Here is a 25,234-nt window from a genome sequence, read left to right as displayed (position 1 = left end):
AGTTAAATTATTGGCTTAGAAATATGTAAGGATGTGGGGAATATATTTATAATGGATAACAATATTTTAGAGTTTTAAGAAAAGAATTACCTAGTTCAATTGATGAAATTAGAGAAGCAATGGATTTATTAAATTCAATAGTATCATCTACTATTGAAAAATTAAATAATAGATACAATAATGAAATAAATAATAGAAACTTTTCAAAAGCTAAAGAATTTATAGATACTAATGAGGGATTAATTGACTTTTTAAATAAAGTAAGAGTATTTATAGATGATTTAGATAAGTTAGAGAAAATAGAAAATGAAGAGATAGAACAATTAAAGAAATTTAGTAATAAAAATGCTAAGTAGATATGGAACAGGAATAAGTGAACTTAAAGTATTTTTAAGAGCAGATTATACAGAATTATATTAAAAATCAATAAATAAGTTATGAAACCTTGATTTTAAAATATATATTATAGAATATTTCAGTATCCTACAAAGAAGTACCAAGAAAATTAGGTACTTCTTTGTCTTGTAAATATGAATAAATTACAGAATTAATTTTAAAATAGACAAATATATTTTAAAAATTAATAGATAATTATCTATTATAAGAAAAATTCTGTGTCTTTAATTTTTATAATCTGTATAGTGAGGTTTTTTTATTTGCAGTAAAGTATTAGAAGATTTAAGAGGTAAATAGATGCTAATAACTACGACTGTAAGTAAAAGTATAAACAAAAGAAATAGTATACTTAATTTTGTTTTGTAATTTCTTCTGTCCATTTTTGCCAATAACACCACTTCCTTTTTGATACAAAACTAATATTTTAAAATTTTATTAAGTATATTTTTTTATATATTATATTGATATTAAGATATAATTATTAGATAAATTTTCATGTAAAATTATATTTATGATATCATATAAGTTAATAAAATATCAACAAAATATTAAAATTTTATTAATAATGATTTGTATGAAATAAAAAAAGATTTTTATAAATTAATAAATTATTCTATAAAAATATCATTTAAAAGTGCATAATTAATGATATTTATTTGTCATACCTAACTAATTATAATTTTACCTGATGTCAATAAGTATGTCTATTGAATTAGATTAATGTTAAAAATATAGGTTATTATATACAATTAAGGGTTTGTTTGGTATATAATTGAATAAATAAGTTATAGGGTGGAGTAGATTAATGGATATAAATAATTACAATTATGTTAATGCTACAGAACTTAGTGGTGATGTAGTAATGGATATAAAAAACTTTCTTTTAGATAATAATAAGTCAAGAACATTAAAACATGTTAATGACGTTGCTAATACAAATAGCAAAATAGCAGGGAAATATGGGTTAGATAAAAATTTATGTGTTCTATGTGGTTATTTACATGATATAAGTACAGTAATTAAACCTCAAGATATGTTAAATTATATGGTAGAAAATAATTTATTTATTGACGAATCAGAAAGAAAATATCCTTTTATTTTACATCAAAGGATTTCAAGGTTAATAGCGAAGAACTTTTTTAATATAAATGATGAAGTTATATTATCAGCTATTGAATGTCATACAACTTTAAAAGCAAATCCTTCACAATATGATATGGCTCTTTTTATTGCTGATAAGCTTTCATGGGACCAAGAAGGAATCCCACCATTTTATGATACAGTAGTTGAAAATTTATCTATTTCTTTAGAGAAAGCATGTTTATCTTATATAAATTATATTATAGATAATGAGATGATTTTATATCCTCATTCATGGATAATAGAAAGTAAAGAATATTTAGAAAAGGTGTTAGAATAAGGTAAATAATTAAAAATATCAAGCAGGTAATATTATTTATCTATTTGATGTTTTCTTGCATAATGAAATAAGTATTGTTGAGCATAGGTGGATAAGTCTCCAAATTTATTAATGGCAAATTCTCTGATTTTAGGGATACTCATGTTACTATCTATATAGAATTCTTTCATTATTCTTTTCATCCATATGTCTACGGGGAAGACATCAGTTTTTTTCATAGAGAACATAGCAATACAATCAGCAACTTTTGTGCCTACACCATTTATGCTTTTAAGTTGTTTTATACATTCTGTTGTGTTAAGATTTGCAATATTATCAAGGCTAATTTCGCCACTTGCAATAGCTTGAGATGCTGCTTTAACATATTTATCTCTAAAACCCATTTTACAATCTCTCAATTCTTCTAGAGATAAGGCAGCTAGTTTTTTAGGTAATGGAAAAGAATAATATTTTCTGCCATTAAAATCACCTATGTATTCTCCATACCTTATAGATAAGTTATTCATCACTTTTTCTACCATTTGTATGCTATTATTTGTTGATAAGATAAACGCAATTAGTGTTTCCCATTTATCTTGATTTAACATTCTTTGATCTCCGCTATGTTCTATAACAGTTTTCATTTTATCATCAATATTACTTAGAGTTTTTTTTATATATTTATAATCAACATCAAATCCAAAGTAATCATACCAGATATTTTGAAAGTCTTTTAAAGTAGTATTATTAAAGTAAACTGTATTACCATCTTGGGATAAATTAAGTATTTTATCTCTTACTATACCTGTGTAAGATCCATCAGTTTCTTTTATCCATCTAAATTCTTGATCACTTCCAAAGATTTGATTTAAATCAAAATTATCTATTTCTTTTATAATAATTTTTTTATCTTCTTCATAAATTTTCATATATAGAACCTCCAATATAAAAAATTATTTTACAGGTAGAGAATGTAATATTCCTTCATTTCATCGGTAGGAGATAAAGAACTTTATATTTTTCATAAAAATCACCAATTTGTTAGTAAAAATTTTATTTGAATTAAAATTATACTTATTAGAATACAAAGAGGGAGTATTAAGTTTAGTTCATAATATAACATAATGATAGGAAAAATTAAAGTAATAAATAATTGAAAATCTCTATATTTAGAATATAAATAGTTATTTGACAAAATGTATTAAAGGAATATAATGTAATTATAATAAAATATTTAGCTAGGGGTGTCTTTATGGCTGAGAGATATTATATCAACCCTCAAACCTGATCTGGATAATACCAGCGTAGGAAAGCACTTATATTTAATTAAATCATGTATATTGTAATTATAGTGAATTATTTAAAGATGAGAAACTCTAGAAATCTACTAGCTAATTAGACTATTAGATTTCTAGAGTTTTTTTATTTTAGGTAATTTAAAGGGAGGAAAATTAAATGAACAAATATAGGATACCTACATTAACCATTGCAGGATCAGATTCTTCGGGAGGAGCTGGGATACAGGCAGATTTAAAAACTTTTGCTGCTATAGGAACTTATGGGATGTCTGTTATAACTTCTATAACAGCACAAAATACTATGGGAGTCATTGATGTTGAAGATTTATCCTGTGAAATTATAAAAAAACAAATTGATGCTGTGTTTAATGATATAAGACCTAAGGCTACAAAAATAGGTATGGTATCAAATACTAAAATAATAATGGAAATAGTCCATAGCCTTAAGAGACATGGAGTTGAGAATCTTGTATTAGATCCAGTTATGATATCTAAAAGTGGATATTCACTATTAAAAATAGAAGCAAAAGAAGCTTTAATAAGTTCTTTAATACCATTAGCAAAAGTTATAACACCTAATGTACCAGAAGCTGAAGAAATAACTTCTTTAAAGATAGATAATTTAGATAGTATGAGAGTTGCTGGAGATAAAATTTTAAGGATGGGTCCTGAGTATGTTTTGATAAAAGGGGGACATCTTGAAGGCGATGCAGTTGATTTATTAGTTTGGAAAGGGGGAAGCAAAATATATAAATCAGAAAGGATTTGTAGAAAAAATACTCATGGAACAGGGTGTACTCTATCTTCTGCCATTACAGCTTATTTAGCTCTTGGTTATGAAGTAGATGAAGCCGTTTTAAAGGCAAAAAAATATATAACAGAAGCTATAGAATATAGCTTTGATATAGGTAAAGGTATAGGACCAGTACATCATTTTTATAACTGGGATAAAGAATAAGGAATAAATATTTAAAATTTTGGAGGGGTTAATATGTTTGAATTATTAAATAAAGTTAGAGAAAAAAATCCATTAGTACTACATTATACAAATGAGGTTACTATAAATGATTGTGCAAATATAACTTTAGCTTTAGGTGGAAGTCCTTTAATGAGTTATTCTCATGAAGAAGTGGAGGAAGTAATTCAAATTGCTTCGTCTGTAGTTATTAATATAGGAACTATGAATTCTAATGGAATAGAATTATTTTTAAAAGCAGGAAAATTAGCTAATAAGTATAATAAACCTGTATTATTAGATCCTGTTGGTGTTTTTGCAACAAAAACAAGAGCTAATTTAGTTAAGAGACTTATTAATGAAATTAATTTTACAGTTATTAAGGGAAATATATCAGAGGTAAAGTATATAGCTGGTCTTAAAACAAGTGGACAAGGTGTAGATTCAAATGAAGATGGATTAGACTTAAGAGAAGAAATAAAAGCAATTTCAAATAAATTAAATACTACTGTGGTGGCTACTGGGAAAGTAGATTTTGTAAGTGATGGTGTATCTGTTATAGAAATTTATAATGGAACTGAAAAATTAAAAAAAGTAACAGGAACTGGTTGTATGACTGGAAGTCTCATTGCTTCTTACTTAGGAGTTACAAAAAAATCTATAGAAGCTGCTGCAATGGGAGTTTTAACAATGTCATTAGGAGGACAGTTAGCAGATAAGAATAACCCATCTATAGGTACATTTAAAGTGGATTTAATTAACGAAATATATGAGATGAATATAGAAAAACTTGAGGAAATGGGGAAATTAAAATGGTAAAATTTTCAGAAGTATTATTTAAAGAGGTGGAACATATATGGATGGATTATTTAAGTCATCCCTTTATAAAAGAACTGGGAGAAGGAACGTTGCCTAAAGAAAAATTTAGGGATTATTTAATTGAAGATTATCTTTATTTAAAAGAGTATGTAAAAGTATTTGGAATAGGATTGGTCAAATCAAAAACAATGGATAAAATAAAGTTTCATTATAAGGCTATTCAAGGAATTTTAGAAGATGAAAATGCTGTGCATATAAACTATCTAAAAAACTTTAATATTGATATAAGGAAATTAGATCAAACTAAGAGTTCTATAGAAAATTCAAATTATACAAATTATATGATAAATATAGCTAAAGAGGGAGATTTAAAAGCTATAGCTGTAGCAATAATGCCTTGTACATGGAGTTACTTTTATATAGCTCAATACTTAAAAGAAAAATATAATTCAAAGTTATCTAATAATTATTATAGAGAATGGATAGAGAGTTATAATTCTCAGGAATATCAACAGTTAGTATATGATTGGAAGAACTATATAAATAACATTTGTTGTGATTTAAATGAAAATGAATTTAAAACCTTAATAGATATTTTCAAAGAAGCTAGTTTATATGAAAAAGGCTTTTGGGATATGGCTTATAAAAGTAATAAGAACTATGTAGATTAAAATTAAAGGAGTGAATTTAATGAAAAATATAGGGTTATATATAGTGACTGATTCAGATATTCTCGAAGGAAGAGACTTTTATGAAGCTATAGAAGATACTTTAAAAGTAGGGACTAAAATAATTCAACTAAGAGAAAAGAACAAAGATGGTAAGGAATTTTTAGAAAGAGCCTTAAAATTAAGAATTCTAACAAGAGTGTATAATGCTAAACTTATAATAAATGATAGAGTTGATATAGCTTTATTAAGTGATGCTGATGGTGTACACGTTGGACAAAGTGATATAGAACCTAGTAAAGTTCGTAAATTAATAGGAAAAGATAAAATTTTAGGAGTTTCAGTAAGAACATTAAATGAAGCTATAGATGCTAAAAATAATAGTGCTGATTATTTAGGGGTAGGAGCTATGTTTAATACAACAACAAAGGAAGATGCCAAGGGAGTTTCCAATGAAGAATTAATTAGAATAAAGAGAGTAGTAGATTTACCTATTGTTGCAATAGGAGGATTAAAATTAGATAACATAGAAAAAATAGAGCCTTGTGATGGATATGCAGTAATATCTTCAATATTAAGTAAAGAAGATATAGAAAAAGAATCAAGATTGTGGATAGAAAAAATAAAGAAGATTATAGCATAAATATAATAGCATAAAATTATATTTTTTATGGTACTATTTAGAATTAAAATTAATTATTATTAGATAATTTTAAGATATTATAGAAAGATACTACAAAAACTACCCTATAGAGTTATTTTATATAAATCTATAGGGTCATTTTATATAATTTATTATACATATTTTTGTTCGGCAAAATAAAGTCCTCTTTCTACTGAGACAACCTTTTTGGATAGCATTCCATATGTAACTCTAATTTTGTAATTACTTTTAAAATAGTCTAATTGGTCTTCTGTAATTTTTATAGATAATTCAATTTCTTTATCAAAGTCAGCTATACCAACAACTAGTTTGCTAGATCCCTCATAATAAGATTTTATTGTTCCAGTGCATATGCCGTCTATATAAATATAGTTGTTAAAAGATTTATCTAACATGAATAATATTTCTTCGAATAATAAAATAATTATCATACTTATAAAAACTATGGTTTTCATATTAGTATCCAATCCTTCAGCTACACCACATCCAATAACCATATAGAAAAATTTTTCATAAGCATTGATGCTTTCAAAAGGATCTATGTTTTGAGGAGGAGTACATTTAGGTGATTTAAGAAACCTATATTTCCAGAAAATATTTATTTTTCTTTCTTCATATTTATCACAAATGTTTTCTCTTATCCAATCCCTTCTATCTTCATCTTCTTTTCTTATTATCTTTTTAATTTTAATTATGATAAGTTGTAATTCAATAATAAGTATAAGAGGATTCCTTATTATAAGAGTTTTTAATAAATAAGTTATTAATAGAAATGGTATTATAAAGGATAAAACCTTTAAGATTTCTAAGTAATTAGGAAATTTATAGCCAAAATTTTCACTATCTGGTTTGGAATAACTGCTTATAACAAAAAGCATCATAATTAGAACTATAGTCATTACTTCAGCTTGAAGAGAATCTTCCTTATTATAGTTTAACATTGTTATTATAATAGATAATATAAAAAATTTATATCCTTTATCTTCAGCAAATCTTAATTTAAAGTTCCCGATATTCACATATTTATCCCCCATAAATATTTTAAAATTTACATAAGCAAAAATACTTATGTAAGAAAATTATACATAAGATATTTTATTAAATTATATATAATTCTTTAATTTTTTTACACTAAATAATAATTAAAATAGCTTAAAGTAATCTAGCTACTTCTTTGTAGAAAGGTAAGAGGGAATTCATGGATATTAGGAATTTATAATTAAGTAGTTAGTATATGGAATTTATTTTAAATTTTAATTTTATATTCATTAGGAGTAAATAATTGATATATAAAATATAATTAAGTTTACGTTTATATGGTATTAAAGCTTTATTTAAATTTTAGGGGGGAACAATGAAAAGTAAGAAGATTTTATTAATTTGTACTATTTCTTTAGTTACTGTAAGTGCTATGTTAGTTTCTTGTGGGCAAAAGGAAAATATAAAAAATTCTAATGATAAAAAAATTGAATCTATAAGTGAAGAAAGTGACAAAGATAAGGAAAGAAATGATACTGAAGAGAATAAAGAAAATGGTGAAGAACTTAATGGGGGAGAAAATAAAGTAACTAATAATAATGAAAATAAGGTTCTTAGTGAAGAGGTAAATAAAGAAGTAGCAAAGGTTGATTTTAGTAAGTATTCTGATAAATTTTTAATTGATTTTTTAAATGAGGGAACAACTGCTCTTATAAAGGAATTAAATACTACATCAATAATGCCTTATGTATATAATGTAAGAAAAGCATCTTATACTGAATTGGTTGAGCCTATTGAAACAATAGAAAAAAGGCAAGCTATAATAGGGAGATATTATGCTCCAGATGTATATAAGGAAGAGTATATTACAAAAGATGGTACAACTTACCTAAAAAATCCTTATTATAGACACTATGTAAACTATAATTTCAAAAGTGTGAAATCTAGGGAAATAATAGATAATAACAGATTAAGAGTTACTTTTAATGTTGGAATGTATTACCAAGGAACTATAGATAAAAAATATAAGACTGTTGAATTTTCAGAAATTGATGGGAAATTAAAGGCTGTTACATTATTTCAAGATAGAAGTATGTTTAATATATTAGAAAATGGAGATAAAGATTACAATATAGATCCAGCTTTAGACAATCAAGAAATTGAACTTTTTGATTATGTAGACAAGGCCCTTGAAGGTGTCATGAATCCAGAATTTATAGTTAATGGAATAGATCATAGATCTTATGATCCAAAAACAGATAGTAAGTATTATGCCATATCTGTTTTAGAACCTGAAGTTTGTAGTGCTCCTTATCATGTAAATATAAAAAATGGAGCAATATATGGTTCTCGTGAAGGAAGATTTGTAGTTGAGCCTAAAAAATAATTTATAGAAACTTTTTAAAAGAAGATTAGCTAAAATGGGGGACAAAATGAAAAGTAAAAAATTAATATTAATATGTACAACTGCTTTGATTAGTGTAAGTACTTTATTTGTATCTTGTGGAAAGGAAGAAACTATTTCTAAGAAAATAGAATCAGAAAAGAAAACTTCTAGCCAAGAAATAAAAGAAAATGAGAGGGAAACAAAAGAAAGTGGACAAGCTATAGAAAATGAGGAAAAGGAAGAAGATAAAAAGGTGGATTTTAGCAAATATTCAGATGAGTATTTAGTAAACTTTTTGAATGAAGGAACAAAGGTATTTGCAGAAGAATTAGGTGGATTTACGGGTACTCCAGATATGTATACGGATAAAACAGGAGGTTATACTGAGCTTTCAAGACCTTTTGAAACTATAGAAAAAAGACAAGAAGCTATAAATAAGTATTATGCTCCTGGAGTATATGAAGAAAAATACATAAATAAAGAAGGAAGGACCTATGTAAAAAAAGAGCATTATGAAAATCATATACCCTATTTTTTCAATAGTGTCAAATCACGTGAAGTTACAGGGAATAACAGTTTAAAAGTAAGATTTAATGTAAGATTTTATTATGGATTTCCCGTTGTAGATAAGAATGTAAAAACAGTTGAATTTAAAGAAGTTAATGGAGAACTTAGAGCAGCTTCACTTTTTGAAGAAGGAAGTATGATTAATGCCATAGAAAATAAAGATGAATCACAACCATGTTTAGATTATAAACAAAAGGAATTATATGATTATGCAGTGAAGGAATTGGATGGAATCTTAAGAGATGATCAAATAGTTACCGGTATAAGTGAGAGAAGTTACGATAAGAATACAGACAGTAAGTATTATGGAATTAATATTAAAGAACCAACTCAGAGTTCAATAATTTACTTTGTGAATACGAAAAATGGATCTATATATGGTCATTATGAAAATAGGTTTGTAGTAGGACCTAAAAAATAAAGAAAGTAATATGATTTAAATCCTATTTTGAGTAGTAGTATTCTTAATAGGATTTTTTATTATACTATTAAAATATGTTTGTAGTAGATTTAGAATTGATATGAGGAAACTAGAAAATAAAGAATATTTTGGGGATATATTTTAGGTAAATTTATATGAAATTAAAAAAATAAAACATAGAAGATAAAAGTATGAGGCTAATTATTAATAAATAATTAACAATGATTTTAAAGCAGCTAATAATATTGACGAGAAAATAATAAAATATTAATATATTAATTGGTAATGAAATTCATTTTCATTTAACGAAAGATAAAATTTAAAGGAGAAAAGAATCATGTCTTTAATTTACTATTTATTAATATCTATTGTTGGAGTAACTTTATTAAGTTTAATAGGAACAAAAACAATAAAAAAATATTCTAAATTTTATTATGTGGCTATAGGATTATTAGCCTTTTTAACAACAATTTTTGAGATATTTAAATTATACTCAAATTACAACTTACCAACATTTTTGTATGGTCTTGAAAAATCAACTATGAAAGGATACATTGCAATTGGATTTTTTATCTTAGTTATGTTTGCAGGAGCCATGAACACAAAGTGGAATGTAACAAGAAAATTATTAAGCATCAGAGGAGAAATGGCTATACTCGGTTCTATATTAATAATACCTCATGGAATAATGTATTTAGTTAGATTTATAATAAAGCTTTTTAATGGCAAAGAGCCAACTGCACTTAATATAATATATTTAATCTTAGGAATTGTAGGATTTTTAATAATGATACCGTTATTCATTACATCTTTCAAAGCAATAAGAAAGAAGGTTAATTATGTTAAATGGAAATCTATACAAAGATGGTCTTATCTTTTCTTTGGACTTGTATATGTACATATTTTAATAGTTCTTTTAAATTCTAAAAATGTAGACTGGATGAGAGTCTCTATCTATACATTGATTTTTGCTGCTTATATAGCACTAAAAATTAATAAAATCAATGGAATAGAAGAAGGAAAAATTTTAAATACATAAAAATCCTAATAATAAATAAGAGCGAAAATAAATAGACTGTGTAAAACTAATTTTGGATAAAAGTATATTCAATTTTAGTTTTTACATGGTCTTTTGTTATTTAGAAATATTTTTAGTGATTAATAACAATTTATGCTTTAAATAAATATTTCATAATGATTTTAGGAAATAGATAAAGAACTAATTTACAGAAACTTAATTGTTTAATAAAAAAAGGTTTTTTTTATTATGATATACTAATTTTAAGAGGAAAAAATAGAAAATTATGTTACATAAGATTAATCTTGTTAGAGAGTATAGAGTGGGAGTTGAATTATTAGTGTATAAATCTTCAATATTATTTCTGACAGTTGGATAGGTACTAGATTTTTACCTAGTAGGGATAATGTACTTTTAGTAAGTGATGAGCAATATTTTGAGGAAGATATAGTTTCAAGATTTATAGATTTTATAAAAATAGTTTACGGAGAAGAAACTTTAGAAGAGAACCTTGAGTTTATTGCTGAATCAATAGGTAAAAAGTCTACTGAAACAATAAGAGAAGCTATAAGAAGATACTTCTTGAAAGATTTCTATAAAGAACATTTAAAGATATATTAAAAAAGACTTATATATTGGTTCTTTGAATAAGGTAAAAATAATGGATTTAAATCATTAATATATATGTATAGATATAATGAAAATATAGTGGTTAAAGTAAGAATGAATTATCTGCATTAAATACAAAAGAAATATCAAGGGGAAATAGATAGATTAGGAAAAGTATCAGATTTAGATAATTACTCAACTAAGGAAAGAGCTAAGGCTAAAAAACAAGTTGAGAAAATTAAGAAACAATTAGAAGAAATAAGAGAATATGACCTAGTAGTACCTCATTTAGCAAATAAAAAAATAAATATAGATTTAGATGATGGAGTAAAAGTAAACTATGCTAAGCTCCAAGGAGTTTCTGTAATAGATTCTAAAGGAAAAGAAGCTAAGATGAATTTACTGAGTAAAGTATAATATTTTAATTAGATGGAGAGTTCTCCATCTAATTTTCTTATGATTAATTAATAAAGGGTTTCTGTAAAAGGGAACATAGAGGGGGACATTATATGGGGATAAATACAATGCAAGGTACTCCAGCTTATTTAGAGTACATAGGGCCAAAGGGGAAGAAGTATAGAAAAAATTGCTACTATAATAATGGGATGTGTTCAAATCGCAAAGTTAATGGATATGGATGTAAATGTGTAGTACGATTCATATGTGGTGCTTATGAAGAGCGAGAGCTTAGAGAAATTAGTTACTTTGAATGTTTACACTATAGAAATTTAAAATGTTTTAATGATAAAAGTGCTTTATATTTATTAAGTTGTTGTAAAAATAATAATTGTGCAGATATAGTTGGTAAAAAGAAAAGTTATATACATATTGAATATGGAAAAGATATTAGTCCAAAAAATAAAAAAGAAAAGGAGTTTTTACAAGCTACTCCCAAGATATATGTCAAGAATAATTTAAATCAATTAATAGGGAAGAAGTATTTATTAAGAGATTTACAAACAAATGAAACTTTTAAAGTAATTTTTGTTAAGGAAAAGGATAAAGATGAGTTAAATGATAAATTTTCAATTAATTCACCACTAGCCAGAGCAATTTTAGAAGGAAAAAATGATATTATAAGTTTAGAGAGAAATAATGTTAATTTGAAATATAAGATTATTGGAATTAGTTAAAAATTTGGGGGGATAGAATATGAAGGCAAATGAGAAGGAATTAATAAGATTTTTAGAAGCATCTGATACTAATTTTGTTATTCCAGTTTATCAAAGAAATTATAATTGGAAAAAGGAACAGTGTAAACAACTTTATGATGATTTAGTGGCTATGATTAAAAATGAATATAAGAATCATTTTTTTGGAACAGTAGTTTCAATATATAATGATAGTGGAAGAATAAGAGAATATTTAATTATAGATGGTCAACAAAGGACTACTACTATTTCTATATTGTTATTAGCTATATACAACATAATCAAAAAAGGTGATATGACATCTTGCAATATAATAAAGGAAAAGATATTAAATCAATATTTAATAAATCAGTATGCTAGTGAAGAAAGTAAAATAAAGCTTAAACCTATAAAGGTAGATAGTATTGCATTTGAAAGATTATTTAAAGGTGAAGAATTTATTAAGGAATCAAATTTCACTTTAAATTATGAATATTTTTATAAGAGAATTATGGATGAAGAAGTAAGTATAGATGACTTATATTCGGCTATTGAAAGACTTATTATTGTTGAAATAGAGCTTAAAAGTGGAGAGGATGATCTACAGTTAATTTTTGAAAGCCTAAATTCAACTGGTTTAGATTTAACAGATGCTGATAAGGTTAGAAATTTTATATTAATGGGACAAAGTTCGGAGAAACAAGAAATTTTATATAATGATTATTGGAATAAGGTAGAGAAAAATACAAGCTATAAAGTAACTCAATTTATTAGAGATTATATGACTATGAAAGAAAATAAAATAACAAATATAAGCAAGGTATATTTCTCTTTTAAAAATTATATAAATTTGAAAAATATCAATATAGAAAGTTGTTTAGAAGATATGCTTAAGTTTTCAAAATACTATAGTAGCATTATCAATAGTAATATAGGAATTAAAGATATAGATGTTAGATTAAAAAGAATAAATAAACTAGAGGTAACTGTAGTTTATCCATTTTTCTTAAGTTTATTTGATGATTATTATAATAATATAATAAATGAAAATGAATTAGAAGAAGTTTTAAAGTTAATAGAGACTTATGTGTTTAGAAGAATAGTTTGTAAAATACAGACTAATGCATTGAATAAAGTTTTTATGAATTTGCATAAAGAAATAAAAGGGGTAGATGGATATAAAGATAATTACGTTGAAGCTTTAAAATATGTATTAACTACAAAAAAATTATCTCAAAGGCTACCTAATGATGATGAATTTAAAAGGTTTTTCTTAGAAAATGATTTTTATAATATGAATAGTAAAAATAAGTTGTACCTTTTAGAAAGACTAGAAAATTTTAATAACAGAGAAATTGTTGATGTAGAAACTTTAGTAAGTAATAATGAATTATCTATAGAACATATTATGCCTAGAACTCTTACACCAAGTTGGAAATCATCCTTAGGAAAAAATTATAATGAAGTATACAATAAATATATCAACACAATAGGGAATTTAACGTTGACAGGATATAACTCAAAATATAGTAATAAAAGTTTTATCGAAAAAAGAAATATGGAGAATGGATTTAAAGAAAGTAGATTAAGACTAAATAAATATTTAGGGACTATAGATTGTTGGAATGAAGAAAATATTATAGAGAGAGCTGAAAAATTGTATGAAATAGCATTAAATATATGGAAATATCCAGAAGTAACATTAAAAGAAAAAGCAAAGAGTGATAATTTATTTAGTTTGGGCAATAGAGATGATTTTACAAATACAAAAGTGAAAAAATATATATTTCTAGGGGATGAAATAAAAGTTAAAAATTGGGCTGATATGTATAGAAATATTACAGTAATATTGTATGACATAGATCCAAAGCCCTTGTTAAAATTAGCTAAAAAAAATCTTGGGAAAATATCTTATAAAGAAGAGGGAATTAGAACTGCATTTAAAATTGCTGATAATATTTATTTAGAATTAAATTTAAGTACAGAATCAAAATTAGAATTTTTAAGAAATATATTTGACGAATATAATATAGATTATAATGAACTATTATTTAATTTAGAATAATCTAAATCACGCAGGTGGAGGAAAATTTTTAAAGAAACTTATGGAAAAGGTTAAGTCTTTTTTTTAAAGACTTAATGTGGGATAATTATCTATGAATTAGTAAAATAAATCATAATTATTATAAAAAGAAGACTTTTCAATCAATGATTTATGAAATTGTCTTCTTTTTAGAATGCATAAAATTCAATTAACTAAATATAATTTAATGTAAAGAATTATATTTAGGAAGAGATAATTGAGTAATTATAAAACACATGAAATAGCAGGAATTTCTATAGCTATTATAATAATTTTTATTATCTATAATATTGGTAATGTAAATTATATAAATTTCTTACTAATATTACTTGGAGCTTATATAGGAAGTTTATTACCAGATTTAGATTCTCAAGGTAGTTATATAAGCAATAAAACGAAACCATTTTCTACTTTAACTAATAATATTTTCACACATAGGGGAATGACACATTCATTAATTTTTTGGATGATATTAAATATAGTAATGATAATAGGTGCTAATATCTTATTAGAGAGTTTTAGAATAAATAGTATATATTTGGTTATAGGACTTTCTTTCGGTTATTTAAGTCATTTATTAATGGATTCATTAACTAAATCAGGAGTTAAATTGTTTTATCCTTTTTATAACAAAAAATTTGGATTAAGAAAATTTAGAACACTTTATGATGAAATTGAAATGAGAGTTATTTGTATAGCATTTACTATAACTATTTTATTTTTAATTGGTGGAATATTTAAGCTGTTAACATATTTATTATTTAAGGATTATAAATATAAATTGATAGTAATATAAATAGGAGAATGCTTTGTTAGGAAAAGATTGTATTAAGTCTGCTTTTACTAAAGATATTTCAGAGTTAGATGCTGTTGGATTATTAATAGATAACTCTATAGATGCAATGATGAGTTTAAATAAAAATATAAGAGATACTAATATAAAAATTTGTTATAACAATAACGAATTTATCATTGAAGATAATTGTAAAGGGTTAGATGAAAAGGATGAAGAAACTATTTTTATAATGGAGGATAGAACATTTGAAAATGGATTAGGAAAAGGCTTAAAAATAGCTTTAATGAAAATTGGAGAAACTATGAGAGTAAATTCATTTGACGGTAATATAGCTATAATGTCTCATAAAATAAAAATTGAAGATATACTGGGAGATGATAAGGAAAAATTAAAATTTATAGAAGTGTTTAAGAAAGAAATAGTTTTTAGCGTTAAATTTCAAAATTTATATGTGAATTTTATGAAAGAATTAAAGGACTTAGATAAGTATATAGGATTTAAATATAGATATTTATTAAATAAAGGTTTAAATATTTATATAAATGAACAAAAGATAGAGGCAAGAATGATAGATAAGGATTTGCTAGCAAGTAAGGATTTTATTTATGACGATTACGAGTTTTCAATAAAAATATATAATGGTATAAAGAAAGAATATAATGGAGTAGATTTTATAGTTAATGATAGATTAGTCATGAGTAGAGTGAAAAATAATTATTTAGAATGGAAGAAAAGAATCATAAAAAAAGGAAAAACCTATATTGATTTTTATTCGGAAGTTTTTATATATTCGAGAAATATTAAAGAATTAGGGATAACTCCATCGAATGACAAAATAGATTTTAATAATAGAAATATACAAATGATATTATCAGAATTTTATAATATGGTTGAAGAAACAAGAGATTATTTTTCGAAGGAAAAAATATCAGTTCAGTTCGATATAACAAAGGAAGAATTTTTTAGAGGAAAAGAAATATTAGAAAGTGAATCTGGAAGTTCATATATTTATGCAAAAGATGTGGTCAAAGAAATATTTAAGTATGGTTTATGGAAAAAATCTTAATAAAGTTTAACATGATTAGAAGAAGATTGGTTTAGTATTTAATGCAATCTTTCTTCATAAATAGATTATTTATAGATGATTATAAAGCTTGTTTAGAAATAGGAAGTAACAAATCTTATGCATTGCCACTATTAAATGTTGTTAGAACAGTTATCGAGTGTTCTAAAAGAAATATAAAATAATGGAACTTACAATACAGAAGATATAAAAAATATAGGTGAATTTTTAAGAAATTTTAAAGGGTCAATATATATACCAAAGAGCAATTAAGAGAAAATTTGATATTGATATGAAATATTAAATTTATAGTTGATAAAACAGCCAGATTTGAATGGGGTAGAAAGGTTAGAAATTCTATTAATGAAATAGATGTTTTAATAAAATTTAGTAAAATAGGTGAAATTTTATTATCATAAAGAAGGAGAGGATGAAAAGTATTTTATTTTAGATATTACTCTTACTGAGATAAAAGAATATGTTCTAAATAAGAGTTTTATAAAGTTAATAGAAGAAAAGATAGAAGAGTTAGAGTTTAATACAAGTTATGAAAATTTAATTATAAATCATGAAGCAGAAGATTATTTTAAATAAGTATATATTATAGATAGCTTGGAAACTAAATTTTATTATACCAACTTTTAATGTATTTAAAAATAGTTATTTTAGCTCCTTAGAACGGTCATAGGTATTTCTATAAATTTCCTTTTTATTATTACGAAGAATGATTTTATACATGTATTAGTGTAAGAACGACCTTTTTTGATAAATGATTGAGTGATATTAAGACTGCAATATAGCTCTTTTATGGTATTATTGTATTGTGATCATAAATCGTTATGAAAAATTAGACTTATATTTTATCTAAAAATTTTATGAAGAAATAAAATTTTTAGTAGGGTCACCAAAATAAATGAAAAGACTATAACTTCATCACAATTAAATGTTTTTTTAGAAGCAAAACCCTTTGAAATCGAGAAATTTCAAGGGGTTTTACAGTTCCTATTATAGCATAGCGAGAATTTACTAGGAACTATAACCATAGATTTAGATGTAATGTAGTAAAGAAAATTATAGTATATTGAGAATTTGTTAGAAAGTGTAGGTATAAATTTATAAGGTGATTTCAAGTTATATTTAGATAAAAATAGGAAAATAATAGTAATAGAGAATAATAAGATTATGTAATGACTTAAACAATGGAATTAAGTTATAATTAGAGATAATAAATTAAATTCAAGTAGTTCGTAGTATTGATAAATATATTAAAGAAGGGGAGTGAGTAAATCATGGTTAATTTTGATGGAGGATATAGAGTTTTCAAAAAGATTTAATACAACTGGTGTCTGTGTACCAGAGAAGCACTATATGGTTAATATAAATTTAAAGTTAAAAGAAATAATAAAGTTAATTCAAAATGATAGTTATTTTGTTATTAATAGACTAAGACAATATGGAAAAACTACAACTCTTAGTGAGCTTGAGCGAATATTGAAGTCTAGGTATAAGGTTATTAGTTTAGATTTTGAATTATTGGATACTGATTTTGAAAATGAGAGTAGGTTTTGTGAAAGTTTAATAGAGTTTATGTCAATTAGTCTAGGGATTAAATTACAGAAGGTAGATTCTTTATCAAAGTTATCTAGGGTTATTAGTGATATTACACTTAATGAAGAAATAATTTTAATAATTGATGAAGTAGATAAAGCTTCTAATAATAAGTTGTTTCTAAATTTTTTAGGTATGTTAAGATCCTTGTATTTATCAAGAAATAAAGGGATTAACACAACTTTTAAATCTGTAATATTGGCAGGAGTTCATGATATAAAAAATTTAAAAATAAAGTTTAGAGATAATACTGATACAAAATATAATTCACCTTGGAATATAGCAGTTAATTTCAATGCGGATATGAGTTTTAATATTGAAGAAATAGGAACTATGCTAAAGGAATATAGCAATGATAATAATCTAAATATGAACATATTAAAAATAAGTAAGGAGATATATAAGTTTACATCTGGTTATCCCTTTTTAGTAAGTAGATTATGTCAAATTATTGATGAAGATTTAATTGGAATAGCTAAGAGAGAATGGGAAGTTACTGATGTACAAAAAGCTGTTAAAACAATTTTAATTGAAACAAATACTTTATTTGATGATTTGATAAAGAATTTAGAGAACAATGAAGAGTTATATAACACCATAAAACAAGTGATATTAGGAGATTCAAGGGTGATATATAATCCTTATAACCCCAGTATTAATTTAGGGATTATGTTTGGATATTTTTCTAGAGATAAAGAAAATTATATTAAAATAAGCAATTTAATTTTTTCAGAGTTAATTTTAGATTATATAACTTCTAAAATTAGTACAGAAGGATTTGGTAAATATACTATTAAACAAGATTATTTATTGTCAACTGGAGAATTGGATATAAAAAAAGTATTAATTAAATTTAGCGAATTTATGAGATCAGCAGGAGAAAAAGGAAATAATAAATTTTTTATTCCATTTACATAAATTTATGTAAGATTGAAAGAGGAATTCTAAATAATATTATCTCCTACAATATTATAAAAATTACTAATCCTTCAAGCAAAATAATAGGTACTATCCATTGTTTAAATTCTCCATTGATAATTTTCCAGAAATTTTTTATTTCCTAGCTACTTTTTTTATTGTATTAACAAAGCTTTTGCTCGTATTTATAAGGTTATATAGTGTTATAGGTAATACAATAAATAATAAAATACCTTTTATAAATACATTATGTAAACCATTTTTATTTACTAAAAATACAAATAAAAGTAAGAAGAATTGTACTATAGTTAAAACTTTTTGTGATTTTAATATTTCTTTATTCATATTTAAATACCTCTAATTTTAAAATATATTTGACTTCACTATTGATATTAATGTTTTTATGGCTTTTATTATGATTATACATATTAAAAATAATATTAAATGAATTTTTATTAAATCCCATGTACTTATTTCAGGTGGAATTATAAAAATAAATATTAAGACATATAACATTAATAACAACTGTAATATTAATTTGATTATTCTTTTTATGATCATGTACCCCTTTATCTCAATCCCTTTTTTATTTTATCCTTATTATAACATATTAGAAGTTTTATAGGTAATATAGAAAAATATAATAAGTACTCCCTTTTTATTTTCAGAACTATTTTTTATACAAATATCAAATAATATATAACTGTCTCTAGACTAGAAAGAAAAGAATTAATATTAAGATTTAAATGCATGCATATAATATATTTACAAAAGAGGAGGAAAGTAAGTTATGAATTTTAAAATAACTGATGGATTAGATATAGCTTCAATAGGTGTAAGTGAAATAGGTAGCTATTATAGTTTTCATAAGCCTGTATCTGTAGAGTGGGACCTTTATGATGGTTCTGTTTCGAAATATTCAACACTTTTACCCTACAGTGAAAGTTATAGAAAAGAGGTTAGAGATAGAATAATTAGTAATCTAGATAATGATTACACAAATAATATAGAAGAATTATATGAAATATTAAAGCCTCTATTTAAGTTATTTAAAAATGGAGAGTATTCATTAAATTATTATGATGGTAAGCAAAATAGTTTTTTTCCATATTGGATTTCAGGTAATGATGAAGGTTACAAGGGGGATTGGTGGGTTGCTTTTAATAAAATTACTGATATAAATAAATTAGAAGAAGTTATAAATAAGTATAATATAGACAAAAATAATAAGGGGATTTATGGAAGTATATTATATTATACTACTGGAAGTTTTTATTTAGGTACTAGTACAGCCTTAATTGCTACTCAATCTAAAGAAAGTATAAATGAAGAAAGAGTTCATTATTTTGAGAATGAAATTAAAAATGGAAGTAGACCAGCCATAATTATATTTAATTGTGAGTTAGCTAAGAAGGATTTAGATTCAGGAGATTTTATTATAGATGGACACCATAAATTATTGGCATATAGTAATTTAAATATAGAGCCACCAATAATAGAAATAAAATATTTGCCTAAATCAAAAAAGGAAGCTTATTATGATATAGAAACTTTAATTGAATACTTATATCCATGGCAAATTCAAGATATTATGGACAATTGGAGTGGGAAAGAGGAATATTTATCCGATGCTATTAAAAATCCCAATAGTAAAATTCATGATTTTATTAAATCAAAAATTTGATATAAGTTTAAAGTTAAGAGTAACATATAGTGAAGATACTATGTTTTAAGATTATAGTATTATCTATAGCTTTAATAGAACTAAGTGCAGAATAGGATATTAAGTATGATAATCTATTAAAGTATAGAGTCTATGCAGGAGAAAGGGCTTTAGAGGAATTAGGTTTTATTGATGTTAAGAAATCTTATATTAAATGGGTGCAATATGTAAATGAATATGAAAAGGGCGCCAAGTTATATGATGGTTTTAGTGAAGTTATTAAAATTCTAAATGAAAAGGGAATTATATGTGCTATAGCAAGTTCAAAAACTAAAAAACAATATGAGATAGATTTTTTTAAGACAGGTTTACAAGAATATATGAAAAGTGTTGTTTTAGCAGAAGATACAAAAAGGCATAAGCCACATCCAGATCCTATATTAAAAGCAATAGAAATTTTAGATATAAAACCAGAGGATTCAATATACATTGGTGATACTATTTTTGATTCAAGAGCATCAAAGGCAGCTAATATGGATTTTGCCTTAGTTCAATGGAGTGGAGCAAATGCTTCAAAAATTGAAGCAGATTATTATTTGAAAGAGCCTATAGATATTTTAAAATTATTAAAAATAGGGTAAGACAAGGTTTTTCAAAAAAATATAAATAAAAAATAACTTTTTAGGTAAGTATAGTTTTAATATAAATGAATTTTAAATTTGGGGAATCTATGATTCCCCATTTGTTATTTATTTTATCATACTTAATATTTCATCTTCTGGAGTTGAAGAATCGCAACGAACTTCAATTTCTCCTTTTTTACCAACAATAAATCCTGGTACAGTTACAATGTCATATTTTTCTCTAAATGAGTTAATTCCATCGTCTGAAAAATTCTCACTATCTACATAGTAAATAGTTGTATCAATTTCTTTAGCTAATCCACTTAACTTTTTAGCAAATTTACGACAGAATGGACAAGTTGCTCTACCAATATAAACAACAGCTAAATCTTTATTAGATAATAACTCATCTGCTCCTGTAGAAAGCACTTTCTTAAATTCTTTTATATCTTCTTCATATGTATCATTTCCAAACATGCTATTTCCTCCTAATGTTAGTATTTTAAAGACATTATATCAAAACTATATTACTACTTCAAATTAAAAAAATTTCTATGTAATTTAATTATCTAGAAACCTATATTTATTTATCTTTAGAACATAGGAGACTGCATATTACAGAAATTAGTCATTAGATAAAGTAGTTTATGATATAACAACACTATATTATTTTTAGAAGAATTAATAATTTAATACTCTAGAAAATAAAGGGAAAATAAAATGGATATTATATCCTATATATGAGATAATTTAAATGAAAATATTAGAAATTTTATAATTAATATGAGTATAGTTTCTAATAACATTGTAAGAACAACTTAAAAATAATAAGAGTTCTTTATATATATAAAAGGTATTTAAAATTTAAGTTTTATAGTTAAATGAAGACTTTAATATAGTGACAAGTTAGAAGGGATGATAAAATGGGGATTAAATTATCAAATGAGGAAGTAAGGGAGAGTTCCTTTCAATATGATTTTAAACCTATAGTTAGAGAAGAGAGCATCAAAGAAGAGCTTTTATTGGCTAATAAAGCGGGATTTCTTAATGGAAGTATAGAAGCTAATAAATCTTTAATACCTAAATTATTAGTTAATGATCATATTAAAGGACGTAAAGTATTAAGTGATATAATCTATGAGCTTAATAATTGTGAGGAGTTCTTCTTATCTGTTGCTTTTATAACAAGTAGTGGAATTACACCTTTATTAGAAACCTTTAGAAAGTTAGAGGAAAAAGGTGTTAAAGGAAAAATTCTTACTACTAACTACCTTACTTTCAGTGAACCAAAGGCTCTTAAGAGAATTTTAGAGTTTAATAATATAGAAGTTAAAGTTTTTTGTGAGGAAAATTTTCATACTAAAGGATATATTTTTAGACATTCAAATCATTATAAGGTCATTGTGGGAAGTTCAAATTTAACACAAACAGCCTTAACTAAGAATAAGGAATGGAATTTGAAGGTTTCATCTTTAGAAGAAGGTGCATTGACCTATAGTATTTTTTCTGAATTCAATGATTTATGGAAGAAGGCTGAACCTTTAACCTTAGATTGGATAGAAATCTATGAAGATATTTATAAACAGCAACGTGAGTTTACTAGAAAGAGTAAAGTACCTAGAATTTCGCAATATACATTAAAACCTAATAGAATGCAGGTTACTGCTATAAATTCCTTAGAAAATTTAAGAAAGGAAGGTAAGAATAAGGCTTTATTAATTTCAGCTACTGGAACTGGAAAGACTTACTTATCAGCTTTTGATGTTAGAAATTTTAATCCTAAAAAGGCTTTATTTATAGTTCATAGGGAACAAATTGCTAAGCAAGCTTTAGAAAGTTTTAGAAATGTTTTTGGTGACATTAGAACTATGGGGATTTTATCCGGAGGAAAAAAAGAGCTAGAAAATGATTTTATTTTTAGTACTATACAAACCTTATCTAAGGATAATGTTTTGCAGTCATTTAAAAAAGATTATTTTGATTACATTATAATAGATGAGGTTCATAAGGCTGGAGCTAATACTTATCAAAAGATACTTTCTTATTTTAATCCTCAATTTTTGTTAGGGATGACAGCTACACCAGAGAGAAGTGATGAGTTTGATATATTTAAAATATTTGATTACAATATTGCCTATGAAATAAGACTTCAACAAGCTTTAGAAGAGGATTTGCTTTGTCCATTTCATTACTTTGGAATATCTGATTTAATTATAAATAATGGTGAAGAAATTAAGTTTAAACATTTAGTTGCTGATGAGAGAGTAAATCATATTATAGAAAAGATAAATTTTTATGGTTATGATGGAAATAGAGTTAAAGGATTAGTTTTTTGTAGTAATAAAGATGAAGCAAAGGAACTTTCAAAAAAGTTTAATGAAAGGGGCTATAGGACTGTAGCATTAACTGGTGAAAATTCACAAAAAGAAAGAGAAGATGCTATAAGAAAGTTAGAAGAGGATTTAGGAGAACAACTAGATTATATTTTTACAGTAGATATATTCAATGAAGGAGTTGATATTCCTGCTGTTAATCAAGTAATCATGTTAAGAGAAACTAAGTCTGCCATAATATTTGTGCAACAACTTGGTAGAGGACTCAGAAAATATAAAGATAAAGAATATGTTGTAGTTATAGATTTTGTAGGGAATTATAATAATAACTTTTTGATTCCTATTGCCTTATCAGGAGATAGAACTTTCAATAAAGACACCATAAGAAAGTATGTTATGGAAGGAACAAGAATTATTCCAGGATGTTCAACTATTAATTTTGATGAAATATCTAAAAAGAGAATTTTTAGTGCCATAGATAGTGCTAATTTCAATGATATAAGACTATTAAAAGAAAATTACAGTAATTTAAAAATGAAACTAGGAAGAATACCAACCATTATGGATTTTGATAAATATCAATCTATAGATATTTTAAAGATTTTTGATAAGTCTGGTTCCTATTATAATTTTCTTAGGAAATATGAAAAGGACTATAGTATTAAGTTGAAAGAAAAAGAAGCATTATTTATAGAATTTATATCAAAGAAATTGGCAGGGGGAAAAAGACCTCATGAGTTAATTTTAATTAAGCTTTTAATAGAACATAAGAAGAATATTATGAGTAATTTAAAAAATGAACTAAAAGAAAGATATAATATAGATTTTACTAGTTCAACAGAGAAAAACTTAATTAACATTTTAACTAATGAATTTCCTACTGGTACAGGAAAGAAAACCTATGAGCAATGTATCTTTATAGAAAGAGAAAATGATGAGATTGTGGTTTCTAGAGACTTTAAGGACTTATTAAAGAATAATTATTTCAAAAGTATGGTGGAAGAGTTAATTAATTTTGGTTTAAATAGGTATGAAAAGAACTTTAGTGATAGATATAAGAATACAAATTTTCAGTTATATGAAAAATATACTTATGAAGATGTATGTAGATTATTAGAATGGGAAAAAGGTGAAGTAGCTTTAAATATTGGAGGATATAAATTTGATAAAGGAACTAAAACTTATCCAGTATTTATAAATTATGATAAAGCAGAGGATATAATAGATACAATAAATTATGAAGATAGATTTATATCAGAATCTAAATTAGTAGCTATATCAAAGTCAGGAAGAACAGTACAGTCTGAAGATGTTATGCAAGCATATAATGCTGAAAGAGATGGAGTAGAAATGTACTTGTTTGTAAGAAAAAATAAAGATGATAAAACTTCAAAAGAATTTTACTTCTTAGGAAATATTAAAGCTGTTGGAAAACCACATGAATTTGTAATGAAAAACACTAATAAAACAGCAATTGAAATAGAATATGAAATAACAACTCCTGTTAGAGAGGATATATATGATTATTTAATTTCATAAACTAAAACTAAATTTAGATAGCATAAAGCTTCATTTGAATTTTGGTGGAAGTTATTTAGGGATAGGTATCTGTTTATTTTTACTATGAGGAAGATTGGAGTATTATAGACAGTAGATATGGGATAAATATTCTTCTACGTGTCTAATATTAAAGTAAATTTTATAATTCTAGTGTAATTTTAATAAAGTATAAGTAGAATATTAAAGATATTTTATTTTAATGCTATAATTAAGTTAATAATAGAGAATAAATTGTATTCTTATATTTAAAATAATATGTTGGATACAGAATAGAGAAA

At 24.7% G+C, this 25,234-nt stretch carries 23 protein-coding genes and 1 riboswitch; of the genes, 19 read left to right on the top strand and 4 right to left on the bottom strand.

Annotation, left to right across the window (positions count from 1 at the left end):
• Positions 1-119 precede the first annotated feature (119 nt).
• Together ARA19_RS05855 and ARA19_RS05850 are read left to right on the top strand one after the other, a co-directional pair.
• Positions 120-356 carry a hypothetical protein gene (locus ARA19_RS05855; RefSeq protein ID WP_055070035.1) on the top strand — a complete coding sequence of 79 codons (237 nt, stop codon included), beginning with the start codon at positions 120-122 and terminating at the stop codon, positions 354-356.
• An 845-nt stretch (positions 357-1,201) separates the two neighbouring features.
• Positions 1,202-1,816: an HD domain-containing protein gene (locus ARA19_RS05850; protein WP_055070034.1), complete on the top strand. Its 615-nt coding sequence runs from the start codon at positions 1,202-1,204 to the stop codon at positions 1,814-1,816.
• 32 nt (positions 1,817-1,848) lie between these two features.
• Here the strand turns inward: ARA19_RS05850 and ARA19_RS05845 are convergent, their stop codons facing one another.
• A complete protein-coding gene (locus tag ARA19_RS05845) occupies positions 1,849-2,724 on the bottom strand; it encodes a DNA-3-methyladenine glycosylase family protein (RefSeq protein ID WP_055070033.1) in 876 nt (291 codons plus the stop codon).
• 301 nt (positions 2,725-3,025) lie between these two features.
• Positions 3,026-3,123, top strand: a riboswitch (TPP riboswitch).
• Between the two features lie 127 nt (positions 3,124-3,250).
• Between ARA19_RS05845 and thiD the strand changes: the two genes are divergently transcribed.
• Genes thiD through thiE form a run of 4 tightly spaced genes read left to right on the top strand, consistent with a single transcriptional unit; the run spans position 3,251 to position 6,178 of the window.
• Entirely contained in the window at positions 3,251-4,051 is an 801-nt protein-coding gene (gene thiD / locus ARA19_RS05840) for a bifunctional hydroxymethylpyrimidine kinase/phosphomethylpyrimidine kinase (RefSeq protein ID WP_055070032.1), read from the top strand.
• Between the two features lie 33 nt (positions 4,052-4,084).
• Positions 4,085-4,867, top strand: a complete 783-nt coding sequence (gene thiM, locus ARA19_RS05835; RefSeq protein WP_055070031.1) for a hydroxyethylthiazole kinase — start codon at positions 4,085-4,087, stop codon at positions 4,865-4,867.
• Complete coding sequence (tenA, locus tag ARA19_RS05830; protein ID WP_055070030.1) at positions 4,861-5,538, top strand: thiaminase II; 678 nt, start codon at positions 4,861-4,863, stop codon at positions 5,536-5,538. The genes thiM and tenA overlap by 7 nt, the downstream gene beginning before the upstream one ends.
• A gap of 19 nt (positions 5,539-5,557) precedes the next feature.
• Entirely contained in the window at positions 5,558-6,178 is a 621-nt protein-coding gene (gene thiE, locus ARA19_RS05825) for a thiamine phosphate synthase (protein WP_055070029.1), read from the top strand.
• A 152-nt stretch (positions 6,179-6,330) separates the two neighbouring features.
• Here the strand turns inward: thiE and ARA19_RS05820 are convergent, their stop codons facing one another.
• Positions 6,331-7,218 (bottom strand): hypothetical protein, encoded by an 888-nt coding sequence (locus ARA19_RS05820; RefSeq protein WP_055070028.1) that lies wholly within the window; start codon positions 7,216-7,218, stop codon positions 6,331-6,333.
• A gap of 335 nt (positions 7,219-7,553) precedes the next feature.
• On the opposite strand from ARA19_RS05820, the gene ARA19_RS05815 reads away from it, so the two are divergent.
• The 10 genes from ARA19_RS05815 (at position 7,554) to ARA19_RS05775 (ending at position 18,777) form a co-directional block, all read left to right on the top strand.
• A complete protein-coding gene (locus ARA19_RS05815) occupies positions 7,554-8,564 on the top strand; it encodes a hypothetical protein (protein ID WP_055070027.1) in 1,011 nt (336 codons plus the stop codon).
• Between the two features lie 46 nt (positions 8,565-8,610).
• On the top strand, positions 8,611-9,552 hold the full coding sequence (locus ARA19_RS05810) for a hypothetical protein (protein WP_055070026.1): 942 nt from the start codon (positions 8,611-8,613) through the stop codon (positions 9,550-9,552).
• A 337-nt stretch (positions 9,553-9,889) separates the two neighbouring features.
• Positions 9,890-10,591, top strand: coding sequence for a ferric reductase-like transmembrane domain-containing protein (locus ARA19_RS05805; RefSeq protein WP_147574366.1), 702 nt, complete (start codon positions 9,890-9,892; stop codon positions 10,589-10,591).
• A 1,097-nt stretch (positions 10,592-11,688) separates the two neighbouring features.
• Positions 11,689-12,312: a GreA/GreB family elongation factor gene (locus tag ARA19_RS05800; protein ID WP_055070025.1), complete on the top strand. Its 624-nt coding sequence runs from the start codon at positions 11,689-11,691 to the stop codon at positions 12,310-12,312.
• A 19-nt stretch (positions 12,313-12,331) separates the two neighbouring features.
• Complete coding sequence (locus ARA19_RS05795) at positions 12,332-14,374, top strand: DUF262 domain-containing protein (RefSeq protein ID WP_055070024.1); 2,043 nt, start codon at positions 12,332-12,334, stop codon at positions 14,372-14,374.
• A gap of 235 nt (positions 14,375-14,609) precedes the next feature.
• Positions 14,610-15,188 carry a metal-dependent hydrolase gene (locus ARA19_RS05790; protein ID WP_055070023.1) on the top strand — a complete coding sequence of 193 codons (579 nt, stop codon included), beginning with the start codon at positions 14,610-14,612 and terminating at the stop codon, positions 15,186-15,188.
• Between the two features lie 13 nt (positions 15,189-15,201).
• Positions 15,202-16,254 carry an ATP-binding protein gene (locus tag ARA19_RS05785; RefSeq protein WP_055070022.1) on the top strand — a complete coding sequence of 351 codons (1,053 nt, stop codon included), beginning with the start codon at positions 15,202-15,204 and terminating at the stop codon, positions 16,252-16,254.
• A gap of 41 nt (positions 16,255-16,295) precedes the next feature.
• On the top strand, positions 16,296-16,436 hold the full coding sequence (locus tag ARA19_RS17875) for a hypothetical protein (RefSeq protein WP_157452233.1): 141 nt from the start codon (positions 16,296-16,298) through the stop codon (positions 16,434-16,436).
• Positions 16,437-16,650: 214 nt separating this feature from the next.
• Complete coding sequence (locus ARA19_RS05780; protein ID WP_055070021.1) at positions 16,651-16,845, top strand: hypothetical protein; 195 nt, start codon at positions 16,651-16,653, stop codon at positions 16,843-16,845.
• A 708-nt stretch (positions 16,846-17,553) separates the two neighbouring features.
• Entirely contained in the window at positions 17,554-18,777 is a 1,224-nt protein-coding gene (locus ARA19_RS05775) for a P-loop NTPase family protein (RefSeq protein ID WP_055070020.1), read from the top strand.
• Between the two features lie 135 nt (positions 18,778-18,912).
• Here ARA19_RS05775 and ARA19_RS05770 read toward each other — a convergent pair whose 3' ends face one another.
• Complete coding sequence (locus tag ARA19_RS05770; protein WP_055070019.1) at positions 18,913-19,122, bottom strand: hypothetical protein; 210 nt, start codon at positions 19,120-19,122, stop codon at positions 18,913-18,915.
• A 445-nt stretch (positions 19,123-19,567) separates the two neighbouring features.
• On the opposite strand from ARA19_RS05770, the gene ARA19_RS05765 reads away from it, so the two are divergent.
• Entirely contained in the window at positions 19,568-20,461 is an 894-nt protein-coding gene (locus tag ARA19_RS05765; protein ID WP_055070018.1) for a hypothetical protein, read from the top strand.
• Positions 20,462-20,559: 98 nt separating this feature from the next.
• Positions 20,560-21,081, top strand: a complete 522-nt coding sequence (locus tag ARA19_RS05760) for an HAD family hydrolase (RefSeq protein WP_084764281.1) — start codon at positions 20,560-20,562, stop codon at positions 21,079-21,081.
• Between the two features lie 108 nt (positions 21,082-21,189).
• On the opposite strand, the gene ARA19_RS05755 is transcribed toward ARA19_RS05760, so the two are convergent.
• Positions 21,190-21,540, bottom strand: coding sequence for a DUF6568 family protein (locus ARA19_RS05755; RefSeq protein WP_055070016.1), 351 nt, complete (start codon positions 21,538-21,540; stop codon positions 21,190-21,192).
• 446 nt (positions 21,541-21,986) lie between these two features.
• Between ARA19_RS05755 and ARA19_RS05750 the strand changes: the two genes are divergently transcribed.
• A complete protein-coding gene (locus ARA19_RS05750) occupies positions 21,987-24,935 on the top strand; it encodes a DEAD/DEAH box helicase (RefSeq protein WP_055070015.1) in 2,949 nt (982 codons plus the stop codon).
• Positions 24,936-25,234: the final 299 nt, after the last annotated feature.

This window comes from Clostridium massiliamazoniense (genome assembly GCF_001403635.1).
Lineage (GTDB): Bacteria > Bacillota > Clostridia > Clostridiales > Clostridiaceae > Sarcina > Sarcina massiliamazoniense.
Note: the sequence above shows the minus strand (reverse complement) of the source record. Positions and strands in the feature narration are given on the sequence as shown.

Coding starts and splice junctions, on each gene's coding strand:
- ARA19_RS05855 (WP_055070035.1), top strand. CDS start 120: ATGGATTTATTAAATTCAATAGTATCATCTACTATTGAAAAATTAAAT.
- ARA19_RS05850 (WP_055070034.1), top strand. CDS start 1,202: ATGGATATAAATAATTACAATTATGTTAATGCTACAGAACTTAGTGGT.
- ARA19_RS05845 (WP_055070033.1), bottom strand. CDS start 2,724: ATGAAAATTTATGAAGAAGATAAAAAAATTATTATAAAAGAAATAGAT.
- thiD (WP_055070032.1), top strand. CDS start 3,251: ATGAACAAATATAGGATACCTACATTAACCATTGCAGGATCAGATTCT.
- thiM (WP_055070031.1), top strand. CDS start 4,085: ATGTTTGAATTATTAAATAAAGTTAGAGAAAAAAATCCATTAGTACTA.
- tenA (WP_055070030.1), top strand. CDS start 4,861: ATGGTAAAATTTTCAGAAGTATTATTTAAAGAGGTGGAACATATATGG.
- thiE (WP_055070029.1), top strand. CDS start 5,558: ATGAAAAATATAGGGTTATATATAGTGACTGATTCAGATATTCTCGAA.
- ARA19_RS05815 (WP_055070027.1), top strand. CDS start 7,554: ATGAAAAGTAAGAAGATTTTATTAATTTGTACTATTTCTTTAGTTACT.
- ARA19_RS05810 (WP_055070026.1), top strand. CDS start 8,611: ATGAAAAGTAAAAAATTAATATTAATATGTACAACTGCTTTGATTAGT.
- ARA19_RS05805 (WP_147574366.1), top strand. CDS start 9,890: ATGTCTTTAATTTACTATTTATTAATATCTATTGTTGGAGTAACTTTA.
- ARA19_RS05800 (WP_055070025.1), top strand. CDS start 11,689: ATGGGGATAAATACAATGCAAGGTACTCCAGCTTATTTAGAGTACATA.
- ARA19_RS05795 (WP_055070024.1), top strand. CDS start 12,332: ATGAAGGCAAATGAGAAGGAATTAATAAGATTTTTAGAAGCATCTGAT.
- ARA19_RS17875 (WP_157452233.1), top strand. CDS start 16,296: ATGCAATCTTTCTTCATAAATAGATTATTTATAGATGATTATAAAGCT.
- ARA19_RS05775 (WP_055070020.1), top strand. CDS start 17,554: ATGGAGGATATAGAGTTTTCAAAAAGATTTAATACAACTGGTGTCTGT.
- ARA19_RS05770 (WP_055070019.1), bottom strand. CDS start 19,122: ATGAATAAAGAAATATTAAAATCACAAAAAGTTTTAACTATAGTACAA.
- ARA19_RS05765 (WP_055070018.1), top strand. CDS start 19,568: ATGAATTTTAAAATAACTGATGGATTAGATATAGCTTCAATAGGTGTA.
- ARA19_RS05755 (WP_055070016.1), bottom strand. CDS start 21,540: ATGTTTGGAAATGATACATATGAAGAAGATATAAAAGAATTTAAGAAA.
- ARA19_RS05750 (WP_055070015.1), top strand. CDS start 21,987: ATGGGGATTAAATTATCAAATGAGGAAGTAAGGGAGAGTTCCTTTCAA.